9 protein-coding genes and 2 rRNA genes are annotated in these 14,022 nt (G+C 38.5%); 3 read left to right on the top strand and 8 right to left on the bottom strand.

The genetic code is table 11. From position 1 onward, the window contains the following. Positions 1-81: 81 nt before the first annotated feature. The 8 genes from PHV78_00865 to PHV78_00830 all read right to left on the bottom strand — a co-directional run bounded on the left by PHV78_00865 (position 82) and on the right by PHV78_00830 (position 10,276). Positions 82-882 (bottom strand): radical SAM protein, encoded by an 801-nt coding sequence (locus tag PHV78_00865; protein ID MDD5395799.1) that lies wholly within the window; start codon positions 880-882, stop codon positions 82-84. 2 nt (positions 883-884) lie between these two features. Then, the gene (locus PHV78_00860; GenBank protein ID MDD5395798.1) at positions 885-2,165 is read right to left on the bottom strand and encodes an endonuclease Q family protein; all 1,281 of its coding nucleotides are present in this window, start codon (positions 2,163-2,165) and stop codon (positions 885-887) included. A 67-nt stretch (positions 2,166-2,232) separates the two neighbouring features. Further along, positions 2,233-2,347 (bottom strand): 5S ribosomal RNA (rrf, locus tag PHV78_00855). Positions 2,348-2,412: 65 nt separating this feature from the next. Beyond that, a 23S ribosomal RNA gene (locus tag PHV78_00850) occupies positions 2,413-5,523 on the bottom strand. 325 nt (positions 5,524-5,848) lie between these two features. Further along, complete coding sequence (locus PHV78_00845) at positions 5,849-6,166, bottom strand: cupin domain-containing protein (protein ID MDD5395797.1); 318 nt, start codon at positions 6,164-6,166, stop codon at positions 5,849-5,851. 9 nt (positions 6,167-6,175) lie between these two features. Further along, the gene (locus tag PHV78_00840) at positions 6,176-7,321 is read right to left on the bottom strand and encodes an aromatic amino acid transport family protein (protein MDD5395796.1); all 1,146 of its coding nucleotides are present in this window, start codon (positions 7,319-7,321) and stop codon (positions 6,176-6,178) included. 45 nt (positions 7,322-7,366) lie between these two features. Continuing rightward, positions 7,367-8,014 (bottom strand): PHP-associated domain-containing protein, encoded by a 648-nt coding sequence (locus tag PHV78_00835; GenBank protein MDD5395795.1) that lies wholly within the window; start codon positions 8,012-8,014, stop codon positions 7,367-7,369. Positions 8,015-8,026: 12 nt separating this feature from the next. Then, positions 8,027-10,276 carry an O-antigen ligase family protein gene (locus tag PHV78_00830; GenBank protein ID MDD5395794.1) on the bottom strand — a complete coding sequence of 750 codons (2,250 nt, stop codon included), beginning with the start codon at positions 10,274-10,276 and terminating at the stop codon, positions 8,027-8,029. 100 nt (positions 10,277-10,376) lie between these two features. Here PHV78_00830 and wecB point away from each other — a divergent pair, with 100 nt between their 5' ends. From wecB to PHV78_00815, 3 genes are all read left to right on the top strand, one after another. Next, positions 10,377-11,537 (top strand): UDP-N-acetylglucosamine 2-epimerase (non-hydrolyzing), encoded by a 1,161-nt coding sequence (gene wecB / locus PHV78_00825; protein ID MDD5395793.1) that lies wholly within the window; start codon positions 10,377-10,379, stop codon positions 11,535-11,537. Between the two features lie 120 nt (positions 11,538-11,657). Further along, the gene (locus tag PHV78_00820) at positions 11,658-12,392 is read left to right on the top strand and encodes a class I SAM-dependent methyltransferase (GenBank protein MDD5395792.1); all 735 of its coding nucleotides are present in this window, start codon (positions 11,658-11,660) and stop codon (positions 12,390-12,392) included. Between the two features lie 107 nt (positions 12,393-12,499). Next, on the top strand, positions 12,500-14,014 hold the full coding sequence (locus PHV78_00815) for a hypothetical protein (GenBank protein ID MDD5395791.1): 1,515 nt from the start codon (positions 12,500-12,502) through the stop codon (positions 14,012-14,014). Positions 14,015-14,022 lie beyond the last annotated feature (8 nt).

The raw sequence follows: 14,022 nt of genomic DNA, 5'->3' as shown, positions 1-14,022 counted from the left end.
ATAGCAAAGATCGGCATTTTGTCAACAGTAAAATATGTATATTAAAAAGCGCGAGAAGGAATGTGCTTTTTGTTTTTAAAATTAAAAAATAAATTTGGTTTTTATTTTATATTTCTGCGCTAAATTTATTATTTTGTTTTTTATTTCTTTCTCAAATAATTTTTTATTCAAGGCATAATCTTTGTAAAAGTCTAATAAATTTGAAAAATTTTGTTTAACGATCCTTAACCAGGCTGGCCAGTTAACCAGCTTAGTATTAAATGAATCAAACCAAATTTCATCGCAAAAACCGTTCGCTGCCTGGAAAATTTTTTCAATGTCAGTTAGGTGCGGAATAATTGGCGCGACAAAAATATAATTTTTTATTTTATGTTTGTGTAGTTGTTTTAAGGCAGCTAATCGACGGGTCGGGCTTGGCGCGTTAGGCTCGAGAATTCTGGCGATTTTATCATCAACCGAAGTAATAGTAAAACCGACGTCTATTTTAGCTCGGTATTTATTGAATAAATCCAAATCCCGCAAAACCAGATCAGATTTGGTTAAAAGAGAAGCTCGCCAACCATTAGCCAGCAGCAGCTCCAAAGAACGGCGAGTGATCTGGTATTTTTTCTCCAGGGCGTTGTAGGGATCGGTAATAGTTGAAAAAAATACGTTGGCTTTGGGTTTGGCCAAGATTTCTTTGGCTAAAATTTCTGGGAAATTTGTTTTGACGTCAAAATATTTACCCCAGGGGCAGTCGGGATGGATAATGTTAAAAAATTTTTGATTATAACAATACTGGCAGCCATGCGGGCAGCCAGAATAGGGGTTGAGAGTATATCCGCCGCCGGCTAATTTTGATTTATGCAGGGCGGACTTGCTTTGAATCAAGCGGATTTCCATATTTAAAATAATACTTTTTGATTTTTGTTTGTTTTTTTACCTGGCAGAGAAGATCCTAGCCTTTTTAAATCTGGCGAGTCGGGGAAAATTTTTATTTGGCCGAAAACTCCATCGTAGCCAGGGTTTTTTATGACTTCACCGGCGCGCATTTTCATTATCGCCTCAGCCATTTTCGGTTCGCTGACATTGGTTATCTCCTCGCGTGATAAATTTAGTAAAATATTAAATTCATTTTTACCCCTTTTAATCATTTCGTGATAAATGGCATCAACCCGCTTACTGGTCGGCATTACGCCCTCGATTTCAGAGATAATTTCTTTAAGTGGAATAATACTTTTTTGGTCAGGCGCGCCTTTAGGCCGTTGTGGCGCCTCGCGATCAGCTAGTTCGGCGACTCGACTTAAAACACCAACGGTTAATGGCCGGTGGCAAACCGGGCAAATGCCCTTGAGTTTCTTGGTTTGTTTTGGTTCTAAGACGACATTATGGGCACGGTGGCCGTCGAGGTGGTATTTGCCTTCTTCAGGGAAAAATTCAATGGTGTAAAGAAATCCTTGCCTAGTTTTAATGCTTTGCATTAAATCTTTATAAGTTGGTTCTTGTTTAAAGTCAAAGACGTTAGCTTCGCGGCCGAGTTTTTCCGGTGAATGCGCGTCAGAATTGGAAATCAGAGTGTATTTATCGAGATACGACCACTGCCAATTCATCATTGGGTCGGAAGAAAGTCCGGTTTCTAGGGCAAAAATTTTAGGCGCGAGCTCATTAAAGCATTCTTCGACTGAATCAAAGCCGGACTTTGAACCAAAAATAGAAAACCAGGGAGTCCAGGCGTGAGCCGGGATCATCACAATGTCCGGAGAAATATCTAATAAAATTTTTAGCAATTCTTTGGCATCGATTCCCAAAATCGGCCGGCCGTCGGATTTTAGATTATATTTTCCGCCCAATGTTTGGTTGATTTTGGCAACCGTGGCAATGTTCGGCGCAAAAACACAAAGATGGATTCGTCGGCATTTGTCGTTTTTGGTATAAATGCAAGAGAATTCGGTAGACAAAATAAAACGCATGTCTGACTGTGCGGTTTTTAATTTATATAATCCATCTTTAACTGGTTCTAACTTGTTTTGGATTTCTTTAAACCAGAGCGGGTGAGTAAAATCGCCAGTGCCTAAAATTTGGATGCCTTTAATTTGCGCCCACTGAGTTAAATGTTCCAAGTCTGTGCTTTTAGAGGTAGCCCGGGAGTATTTGCTGTGTATATGTAGATCTGCGATGTATTGCATAATATAAATATTATATCAAAAAAGAGCCAGAATGCCCAGCTTTTGGTAATAAAAAACGCGCGCAAGGTCCTGGCGTCGGCCTACTCTCATCCGTCGACTGACGGACTACCATCGGCACTGAAGGGCTTAACTTCCGTGTTCGGGATGGGAACGGGTGTGGCCCCTTCGTTTGAGACACCAAGACTTTGCGCGCGTTTTAATTTGTGTACGTTAAAATAATATTTTTTATTTTTCGATCCTTAGCGAGGTAAATAAGAATTTTGATTTATTAGGATTCCTCGGCTTAAACCATTACTGGTCTTATACCTAGAACCTATTAACCTGGTCATCTTCCAGGAATCTTCTCCTTTGACCGAAGTCAAAGGAACGAAAACTAATCTTGAGGACGGCTTCGCGCTTATATGCTTTCAGCGCTTATCCGTGCCGAACGGTAGCTACCCAGCGGTGCCCTTGGCAGGACAGCTGGTACACCAGAGGTTCGTTAGTCCCGGTCCTCTCGTACTAGGGACTAGCCCTCTCAATTTTCGTGCGCATGTGGTAGATAGGAGACCGAACTGTCTTACGACGTTCTGAACCCAGCTCACGTATCGCTTTAATTGGCGAACAGCCAAACCATTGGGACCTTCTACAGCCCCAGGATGCGATGAGCCGACATCGAGGTGCCGAACCTGGTCGTCGATATGGACTCTTGGACCAGACTAGCCTGTTATCCCCAGAGTAGCTTTTATCCGATGATCTTTGCGCCGCCTATGCGGACGCATCGGTTCACTAAGTTAGAGTTTCCTCTCTGCGCGAGTTGTAGCTCTTGCAGTCAAGCCAGCTTATGCCTTTGCACGTCCAGTGCGATTTCCATCCGCACCAAGCTGACCTTTAAACGCCTCCGTTACATTTTAGGAGGCAACCGCCCCAGTTAAACTACCCACCAGGCACTGTTTCCCGATTTCGTCGGGATAAGAATTAAAATTAAATGAGGGTGGTATTTCACTGTCGGCCCGACCGAAGTCGGACCTCCCACCTATTCTAAACAGATTTAATCCTAATCCAATACCAAGTTGTAGTAAAGCTTCATGGGGTCTTTTCGTCTAGCCACATGTTGAGCGCGTCTTCACGCCCTTTGCAATTTCACCGAGTCCCTCGTTGAGACAGTTATCAAGTCGTTATGCCATTCGTGCAGGCCGGAACTCACCCGGCAAGGGATTACGCTACCATAGGACGGTTATAGTTACCGCCGGCGTTCATCAGCGCTTGGATTCAAGGCTACTTCCTGCCGAAGCAGGGGTCACCTCTCCTCTTAACGTTCTGACACTGGCCAGGCATCAGCCCCTATACCTCAGCTTACGCTTTGTGCAGGGACCTGTGTTTTTGGTAAACAGTCGCTTGATAGACTTTAGCTGCGGCCCGACCGAAGTCGGGCGAGCTTTATTGCGAACTTACAGCTGCTTTTTTGCCTAGTTCCTTAACGAGGGTTCTCTCGTACACCTTAGCACACTTATGCCCACCCACCTGTGTCGGTTTACGGTACGGATAGAATTAATTTTTCCACCTTGCGGCGGATCCTAGAAGGTTTTCTTGACTCCCTCGACTTTCGAATTTGCCTTGCGACATTTCATTCAAAGAAAATATTTATCTGCCGGATTTGCCAAGCAGATCAATTCTCCTCTTAGACGCGAATAGCCAAATCACGCTCGAAATGAGAGAAAGTGTCACTCCATTGGAAATTAATTCTAGGGCCGGAATATTAACCGGCTGTCCATCAGCTTCGCCTTTCAGCTACGCCTTAGGACCGCCTAACCCTGGGATGAAAATCAGTGCCCAGGAAACCTTGGGTTTACGGTGAACAGGATTCTCACCTGTTTTTTTGCTACTTATACCAACATTCTCACTTCTTAACGCTCCACCGAACCTCACGGTTCGACTTCACCGCATTAAGAACGCTCCCCTACCACTCTCAACAAAGTTGAGAATTCTCACCTTCGGTACTATACTTAGCCCCGATAAATTTTCAGCGCGAAAAAACTTGACCAGTGAGCTGTTACGCTTTCTTTAAAGGATGGCTGCTTCTAAGCCAACCTCCTGGTTGTCTAAGCTTTTTCACTTCTTTTGACACTTAGTATAGATTTAGGGACCTTAGATAGAGATCTGGGCTGTTTCCCTTTTGACGCGTGGAGCTTAGCCCCCACTGTCTGACTCCTTCGTTCTTGGCTTTGAGATTCGGAGTTTGGTTAGATTGGGTAGGATTACTCCACCCCAGTCCATTCAGTGCTCTACCCTCAAAGTTGCAACGAAAGGCTAGCCCTGAAGCTATTTCGGGGAGAACCAGCTATTACCAAACTCGATTAGCTTTTCACTCCAACTCACAGCTCATCCCATCGTGTTGCACAGCGAATGGGTTCGGACCTCCCTCCGACCTTCGTCGGAGCTCATCCTGGCCATGAGTAGCTCGTCTGGTTTCGGGTGTTTTACCACTAACTAGTCGCCCTTTTAAGACTTGGTTTCCCTACGCCTACTCCCGTAAAACGGGATTAAGCTAATGCTAGTGCTAAAAACTCGTTGGTTCATTCTTCAATAGGAACGCCGTCACCCCCCACTTTCTGAATCTAAAATTTGGATTCAGAAAGTGGGGGGCTCCGACTCTTAGTTAGCACATGGTTTCAGATACTATTTCATCGCCCTCACCGGGCTGCTTTTCACCTTTCCCTCACGGTACTAGTTCACTATCGGTTTCCAAGTAGTATTTAGTCTTAGGAGATAGTCCTCCCGGATTCACACAGAGTTCCTCGAGCCCTGTGATACTCGGGACTAATAACTATGAATAAAAAAACTTTTTTTAGATACGGGGCTTTCACCCTCTTTGGCGGGCCATTCCAGGCCCTTCTTCTAAAAGTTCTTTCACGCATTCCAATAAATAGGTATCGAAGCGTTACTAATCCCACAACGCTCTGCTTTCCCGCTAGGCCCTACTGCCGCCACAAGTCATGAATTAATTTGTCTTTCGACAAATCACCCAACGACTTGCTTGGAGAAAACAAAGTTTAGACTAATTCCCGTTTCGCTCGCCACTACTAAGGGAATGATCATAGATTTATACCGAGAACCAGTGCGTGTTTAGCGCATGATTAGCAGTATAAATCTATGTTGATTGGTTTATTTTCCTCTAGGTACTGAGATGTTTCACTTCCCTAGGTTTGCTTTCCGACAAAAGTCGGAACATTTGCGGTTTACGCAAATAGGTTTCCCCATTCGGAAATCTCCGGGTCAAAGGTTGCTTGCCACCTCACCGAAGCTTATCGCAGGCTGCTACGTCCTTCATCGCCTCTTGGAACCAAGGCATCCACCATGTGCCCAATTTTTCTTATTTACCTCACTAAAAATCGAAAAAATTTTTAGTTAGTCCGTCTCCGCCAGTAGGCGGATGAACGGATTGTATTAGGCATATTGTGCTTTCATTGTTTTTAACGCGAGTTGTTAAAGAGCAGAAAATATTTTATTAAACAAAAAACCGCTTTCAGGCGGTTTCAACGCACCTAAAAAAATGCTGTTGGAATCAACCGCCCAATTGAGATATGGAATTTTTGTTTAACATGAGTTTAAACATTAGTATTATCTAATTTGTATATAAATTATACAAAAAAAATGAAAATTTGTCAATATTTTTTCTGTGGATAAACCGTGGAAAGTCAAAATTAGGCGGTTGGGCCCACCTCAAACGAATCGTTTGGATCGTAAGGAGGCACGGCTAAGCAAAGAATTTTTACCGGCGCGTTAGAGATGTTTTTGTAACCATGCATTTGCATTGGTTCCCAAATATTAACTTCGCCTGGCCTTTGTATTTCACCGTCGCAGATTATTTCTCCCTCTAAAATAACCTCTATTTCTTTGGTTTTTTTGTGGTAGTGCTTGGTTATTTCTTGGCCAACCTCGACGATTAAAACGCTTGAGCCGAACTTATCGTTTGACTCAAGATTTTGCACTTTGCCAAATGGCGCACTAGATTCCTGCATGTAGATATTTTATGAAGTAAAGAAATATATAAACTGTAAGACTATACCGATAACAAACAAGACAACGAGCAAGTAGAGCCACCAAGGAGCGTTTTGATGAAACCTTTTTTGCAAGAAATTTTTATAAATAAAGACGACCATAATAGCTTCAAGGCCAAGCATCAGGGCGCCGGTTAAACCGATGATGTCTATAAAATTTTTAAAACCGCAAAAATATAATCCTAAAGGAATAAAACAAGCCAGCGCCCAAGAAGCATTTCGTGGTAGATGAAAATCGAGCCAAAATATTTTTTTTAGTGTCATGCCTAGAGCAATAAAAGAGGTGAAGGTAGTGATTAGGCCAAAAACAAAACCCAAGGTTCTCACGCCATTGCCTAGCGTATTAATAAAACCAGTCATAGCGTCGGGCGTGGTTGTTTGACCGCTGACACCCAAAAAGATAAAGACAAAAAATAAATAACAAAGAGCAGAAACGATGACGCCGGCGGCAATGACTCCTCTTAAGCATGGTCGATTTCTTTCGACAATTTCTTTTATCTCCGGTACCAAAGCAATACCCCAGAGAGAAAATAAAATAATGCCGTAAGGGAAGGTAATTAATTTGGGATTAAAGCCCAATAAATTTTGATAATCAACATGAGGAAATCCGTGATAAATAAAAATAAATAAAATAATCACAAAGGCAACGAACATTATTAATTCAAAACGGGCAATATTTCGCACGCGGGCAAAAATCAGCGCGGCGCCGGCGGTAAAAAACAATAGAACATAAATCAAATTAGCGCCGCCCAAGACCGGCCGAAGAATCGAGCCTAAAAAAGCGCCGCCCAAGATCAAGTAAGCTAAAAGCGCACCAATTAAACCAAGCGACGAGATGATAAAAGATATTTTTTTTGCCTTTGGCCCGATGTACTCCTCGGCGTAACCTGGAATACGGGCGATTTTATGCGTATCGCAAGCCATTTCGCCCAAAAGAATCTGGACAATAATAGCCAAAATAGCCACCAAAATAAAATAAGCCACTACGACAAAAAATCCAGATTTTAAGGCGACGTAGGGTAGGCCGAAAATGCCGACGCCGATAATCGTGCCGGCAAAAACCGCCAGAGCTTTTAAAAATTCAATTTTTTTCTGCAAGGAATTCGGTAAATTCATAAGATTTTTTATCTTAACACTTCTCGAAAAACCTAGAATACTAATTTAGAAAAATTTTATAATTTTAACAAATAACGACTTCAGTTGGTCAACAAGAGAACCAGTTTTGGTAGAAAATTCCGCCCGAGATAGGTTATTTAAAAATTCTTGAGGAGTAGAAAAATTATCAATTAAAAAACTAGTGTTATCAATTTCATTAATCACGTGGGCGTCGCTGCCGACGATTTTTATCTTTTTATTTTTCTCGGCAAATTCCAGAGCCTTTTTATTGTCGACCGGATAAATATTACGGGCATTAAAAACTTCAACAATATCAATTTGATCGATATTTTTTAATAAATTTTCGGGTTGTATTTTTTTGCCGCTCCAGCGGCGGATTAAGCTGTTAAAAGGATGGGGAGTGGCTACCAGTCCGCCCTGTTCTTTTATTTTTTTTATAGTTTCTGCCAAAAGCAAGTTGGGCTCAATTTTTTCTTTGACGAAAAGACCAATAATTTCACCTTCACGCGTTTTAATTTCTTCCCCGCCAATAATTTGAACTCCATTTATGGTGGTTGTCGGGGCCAGATTGTTGTGATCACACAAAAAGACTAAATTAATATTTTTCTTTTGGCAAAAGCCGGCGATTTTTTCTAGACTAGAGAAACTGTCGGAAGAATACTTTGAATGGATGTGGAAGACAGCTTTAACCATCACATGGAATTTTTAATTACCGCCAAGCTCCTTTAATAGTTGAGGATTTTCTTGGGCTAATTGATTGATAAAATCATTTAATTCTTTCGTTTTTTCTGCTTGTTGGAGTAAAACTATTTTTTGGATAATCAGCATTTTATCGTTAGGCCATTTTTTAAGTCCTTTTTCGGCGAAGTCAAGAGCCATGTCCATATTATTTAATTCAGCATAAGCCGTCGAGGCGGTTAAGTATCCGTTTTTATCTCGGAATGGGTTATAACCGAGTTGTTCGGCCTGAGCATATTCTTCGAGCATTTTGGAATATTCTTGACTGGCAAAATAAATCAAACCCAAGTCATAATGAGATAAACCGATTTTGGGGTCTAGTTCTATGGATTGGCGAGCATATTCAATGGCCGTTGAATAGTTTTTTTGAATAATCTGATTTTTTGCCAATTCAAAATATATTTGTTGTCTTTTAGGGGAAAGCGAAAGGGCCTTCTCTAAAGCATTTTGTCCTGCCCGGGCATCATCGGGATTATTATTGAGATCATAGAGTTGGCCTAAATATAACCAATATCGCGCGTCAAGCGGATGTTCTTGGGTATTTTTTGCCATTTCTTGAACGGCCAAGGCAAGGCCATTGCCATAATCAGGATTGTCTTTAGTTTGTTCCGAAATAGTTTTAGCCAGTTGCAACCTTATTTCCGGATTGACAAAACTTTTTGTTGCTAAGGACTGTTTATAAAAATTAATTCCTGTAGCTAGATCTGTTCTTGATACAGACACGCCCTTAAATCCTTCCAGGCTCTGATTTAGTGGTTTGAAGTTGAAACTATAAAGCCCTATCGGCAACATGATTAATAAAGGAATAATAATTACAAGAGATGAATTTTTATTTTTTAGATTTTGGGGCGCTGTATTTTTATTATTTAAAGAAACAGTGAAGAAATAAACCAAGCCCAAGGAAAAATAAAAAATAATCATTGGGCCAGGCGTGTCAAAAACGGTTAAGTTCTGGATGAAATAAACCGCCAGCATAATCATCAGCGTTATCATTGGCCATCGTGAAGAAAAATCAGATTCTCTTCTAAATTTTTTGATCAATAAATAAAAAATTGTTCCGTAGAAAAATAAATATGCCAGGCCCCCCAAAAAACCACTCATCGCCAGAAGATCCAGGATTTGATTGTGGGAATGATCGTACCACGTTCCTTCAAGCCCCACAAAACCTAAAAAGGCCGGTTGATAGTATTTATTAAATACTATATTATAATTTTCCCATCCCCAACCAAAAATTGGTTTTTCTTTAAAGCCCTGCCAGGCGATTTGCCATGATTGAGTTCTTTGGTCTATACCATGGGTTAGGCCTTGAGCGTCTAAAAAACGATAAAGAAAAAATGGTAAATGTGATTTTAAGTTCTTGCCTTGATTGGTTTGTAGATAAGCATAAAAGGCGACAAAAATAATAATTAATAAAATTAAGGCGACAATTAGGGTGATCTTTTTTTTTCGATTTTGGTGACGAGATATAATCCAAATTAAAAAGATTAGAAAAGCGAAAATACAGGAAATCAACGGGCCACGACTAGCGCTAAAAATTACAATCGAAAAATTAAATAATACTATTAAATAAGTAAGAATTTTTATTTTTTTATTTTTTTCTAATTGGCTCAGGAAACCAGCCAAGAATATATGCATCATAGCATAAGTTCCTATAAAGATAGGGTTTCCCAGGGTCGCTGTCATTCTCATTACGTCTGCTTCGGCTAATAAAAATTTTAGACCAAGATTTTGACCCAGCCCATAAAGTCCGACTAAAACAGAACAAATCAAGCTAGTCCAAACTAATTTTTGCCAATCTTGCCATCGCTTGAAGGTGCTAGTTAGAATTAAAAACCATATCCAAAAGTGCAGTAAAGTTAAGAGACCAGTCATTCTTTCTTGATTTGACCAAAAAGATTTTTTGAAATCCACGCCGAAAATGGAGGTTAGAAATAAAATAATGATAAAAATTGTCGAACTCAATATTAATGGATTTTTCCAATTCGGTCGGTAGTCTTTATTGCTTGCCCCGTGAGACCCATGATCTTTTACGGGGCAGATAATCAAAATTAGCCAAGCGGCAAACATTATTTCAATTAATACCCTAAAGAAAATTATTTTTCCAAAAACATAAGGATAAAATGTTTGTCTGGAGACCAAAAGAGGTAAAAACAAAACCAAATAACTGGCCCACCTAATAACAAATAAACAAATTTTTTCTAACTTAGGCGAAATCATATAGTATTACTATAATAGAAGTTGAGATTATTGCCAAGAGAGTCAAGTCATGCTATATTGGAATGGACGCATATTCATTAATTTTGTTTTACTAATTTTTATGAAAAAAATATATAAAAAGTTAAAAATATTTTGTATAGTTGGCGCTAGGCCTAATTTTGTGAAGATGGCCCCTCTAATCAAGGAGATGAAAAAATATCCGCAGTTTATTCAACCAATTTTGGTTCATACGGGCCAGCATTATGATCAGGCGATGTCTAAAGAGTTTTTTAAGGTCCTGGGTTTGCCGCGTCCAGATGTTTATCTTTATGTCGGTTCTGGCCCACATGCCAAGCAAACGGCCGAGATTATGAATCGCATCGACGATGTTATGCTTAGAGAAAAACCTGATTTAGTTTTAGTTTTAGGCGACGTCAACTCTACCTTGGCCTGTGCACTTGTTGCCGCTAAGATTAGAATACCAATAGCTCATGTGGAGGCGGGACTAAGAAGTGATAATTGGAATATGCCAGAGGAAATCAATCGAGTTTTGACCGATCGGCTTGCCGATTTTTTATTTACCACCGAGTTATCTGCAAAAAAAAATTTACTTAAAGAGGGCATTGCTAAAGAAAAGATATTCTTTGTCGGCAATGTTATGATTGATACTTTAAAGAATAATTTAAGTAAAATCAGACAATCAAAGATTTTAAAGAGATTAGGATTAAAAAGCAAATCTTATGCTGTTTTAACTCTTCATCGGCCCGAGGTGGTCGATAAAAAAGAAAAACTTTTAGAAATTATTGATGTTTTGAAATTGGTGGGTCAAAAATTGCCGATTATCTTTTCGGTTCATCCCAGAACGCAGAAAAATATCAAAGATTTTGGTCTAGAAGATGAATTTAAAATGCCTAGCTTGACCATTGTTAGTGCTTTGGGGTATCTTGATTTTCTAAGATTAATTAGTCGGGCCAAGGTTGTTCTAACTGATAGCGGTGGGATTCAAGAGGAGACTACTGTTTTTAATGTGCCATGTCTAACCTTGCGTCATGAGACAGAACGGCCGATTACGGTGACTATGGGGACCAATATTATAACCGACTTAGATAAAAATAAAATTTTTAAGCAGTTAAAGCTTATTTTAGAGAATAGATTTAAAACGGGTCGCACGCCACCGCTTTGGGATGGAAAGGCAGCGACGAGGATTGTTAAAGTAATTTTGAAAAAATATATAAGATTTTTTGAACTCTCCAACCTCTTTTTGAAAGATCATAATATCTAAATTAATAATTTTTGGATTAGATCGATAGTGCTTGAATCATTAATTTTTTATCGGGACCAATTTCGGATTTTATTTTTTTTAACCAATAAATCAATATAATTAAAAGATTTATTATAGTTTATGGAGTATAAGTTTGACTATTATCCAGAAAGCAAGTTCGGGGGATTTACTAACGTAGACATAGCTATAGTTTTTTATCTTCGGGTCAATTCACTTATTAATTCTTCATCTATTGTCCTTGATGTGGGCTGCGGTCGAGGGGCCTATGGAGAAGATCCTGTCATAACCCGTAGAAACTTACGCATATTAAAAGGTAAGTGCAAAAAGGTCGTTGGCATCGATGTAAATGACTGTGGGGCGGTAAATCCATTTATAGACGAATTTCGGCTCATAAAAGAAAACGAAAGGTGGCCATTAGAAGACGGATCCGTGGATGTTTGTATTTGTGATCACGTTTTAGAACATATGAAAAATCCAGAGCTTTTGTTCTCGGAGTGCCAGAGAGTGATTCGCCCTGGGGGCTATCTTTGTCTTAGAACGCCAAACGCAAGAGGTTACGTTGCTCTCTTTTCTAAATTGATTCCTAATAGATTTCACAATACGGTACTTAATAAAATAAAAGAGAGGAATAACGAAAAGGATGTTTTTCCGACTTTTTATAAATGTAATACGATAAATAAAATTGAATTAATGCTTAATCGTCATAATTTTGACTATTGTGTTTCTGGCTATGAAGCAGAACCATCTTATTTATCGTTCTCTCGTTTTTTTTATTTTTTGGGAGTATTTCATCAACGTTTTGCTTTTAATAACTTTAAGCTTGCCATTTTGGCCTTTGCAAAGAAAAGAAGTTGATTGAAATTTTTGTTTTTAAAAGGTTATAATATTTAGAATCAGTATTAATTTTTAGAAATTAACTTCTCGGCCAGATATTTTTTTATTGGTTGTTTGAAAGTGTAAATATGGAAAAGCTTAATTCTCAAAACAAGAAGAGTGGGGGCCGTTTTCTTTTGGGCATGCCATCTCTTTTTATTCTTTTTATATTTTTATTTATCCTTGTTGATTTTTTGTCTTATTCTGGGCCTCTTTGGGTCCTTATTATTTTGGGCATAGTTGCCCTGATTTTATTGTTTATTAACCAGAAGAAATTTGTTTATCTTATCAGTATTCTTCTTTTATTAAGCGATGATCAATCAAAATTTGTAGACCTGGGCGAAAGATTAGTTAAGTCTATTATTGGCTATCCCCTGGCCGGCAATACTATTTTAGCTTATCTTTTGGTTATATTTTTAATAAAAATGGTTTTTGACATTTTATTAAAGAAAAAATTCAAATTTTCATTGAATATTTATGAACAAATTTTATTAGCAATAAGCTGTCTTTATATATTGGCAGCCATTATTGGTTTTTCCAATATTTTGCTTAATCCGATTCAATATTCAAGTCAATTAAGCCCTATTATAGTTATTGTTGCAGGTTATTTTTTAATTAAAACAACGTTTCGTTCAAGGGATGAATTAATCAAGTTCTTTAAAATAATTATCCTGGCATTTACCGCAAGAATATTTGTTATGACAATACAATTTATTTATTCTAGGCTAGGTGTCTACGCTATTACTAATCAATTTAATTATTCATCAACTATTCAGTTTATCTTAATTCCTCTTTATTTTTGGACTGGTCTTTTAATTTGGCCGCGTAAATGGAGAAATCCTCTTTTTTCAAGATTAGGCCTTATTCTTTTTATAATTTTAATTTTATTTAATTGCTATTCAACCGGATCAAGATATGTGCTTCTTTCTTTGGGTATTTCCTTTGCCTTAAGTTTTTTTATTTTTGCGTTTTCGTTGCCGAAATTCATTAAAATTATTACTATTTTTGGAATTATATTTTTAATTTTAGTAGCCGGGGTATCAATAATTTTTCCTAAAAATTTTGCTTATTTTGTGTCAAGATCCAGTCATTTACTTGATTGGAGATTAAGTCCAACGTCGGGCACGACAACAATTGCCGTAAGAGAGATAGAGGCAATTAATATTTTAGGAAGGCTGTATGCAACCAATTCATTAATTTGGGGTCGAGGCTTGGGTGATTATTTTACGAGCGAGTATTATCCTATTCCTCAAATAATATATGAAAGAGAGGGGCGCGGCGCTTATCCTATTGAATGGTTAGAGAAGGATCATTTCTTAAGACCTCACCATCCTTTTATTCAGATGCTTTTACAGTTTGGAGTTGGGGGGTTGTTAATTTATTTGGCCTTATTGTTTATTATTTTTTATAGTTTTTTTAAGAGGTTTTATCGTTCTAAAAATTTGGCAATAAAAATTATCTTTTTTTCCTTATTTTTGGGAAGTTTTCCCATTTTAACTAGCAACTGGTCTTTGGCAACCAATTATTTATTCGGTTTAATATTGGCCATTAGTGCTGGCTGTGGGGTTTTTCGGCAGGACTTAATAAATGGTGAATTAAAATGATAAATTAA

It is taken from the genome of Patescibacteria group bacterium (assembly GCA_028715115.1).
Lineage (GTDB): Bacteria > Patescibacteriota > Patescibacteriia > UBA2591 > UBA4787 > JAQUSN01.
Note: the sequence above shows the minus strand (reverse complement) of the source record. Positions and strands in the feature narration are given on the sequence as shown.

What these genes read in the sequence shown, in the direction of transcription:
- PHV78_00865 (MDD5395799.1), bottom strand. Translation starts at nt 882, where the DNA reads ATGGAAATCCGCTTGATTCAAAGCAAGTCCGCCCTGCATAAATCAAAA.
- PHV78_00860 (MDD5395798.1), bottom strand. Translation starts at nt 2,165, where the DNA reads ATGCAATACATCGCAGATCTACATATACACAGCAAATACTCCCGGGCT.
- PHV78_00845 (MDD5395797.1), bottom strand. Translation starts at nt 6,166, where the DNA reads ATGCAGGAATCTAGTGCGCCATTTGGCAAAGTGCAAAATCTTGAGTCA.
- PHV78_00840 (MDD5395796.1), bottom strand. Translation starts at nt 7,321, where the DNA reads ATGAATTTACCGAATTCCTTGCAGAAAAAAATTGAATTTTTAAAAGCT.
- PHV78_00835 (MDD5395795.1), bottom strand. Translation starts at nt 8,014, where the DNA reads ATGGTTAAAGCTGTCTTCCACATCCATTCAAAGTATTCTTCCGACAGT.
- PHV78_00830 (MDD5395794.1), bottom strand. Translation starts at nt 10,276, where the DNA reads ATGATTTCGCCTAAGTTAGAAAAAATTTGTTTATTTGTTATTAGGTGG.
- wecB (MDD5395793.1), top strand. Translation starts at nt 10,377, where the DNA reads ATGAAAAAAATATATAAAAAGTTAAAAATATTTTGTATAGTTGGCGCT.
- PHV78_00820 (MDD5395792.1), top strand. Translation starts at nt 11,658, where the DNA reads ATGGAGTATAAGTTTGACTATTATCCAGAAAGCAAGTTCGGGGGATTT.
- PHV78_00815 (MDD5395791.1), top strand. Translation starts at nt 12,500, where the DNA reads ATGGAAAAGCTTAATTCTCAAAACAAGAAGAGTGGGGGCCGTTTTCTT.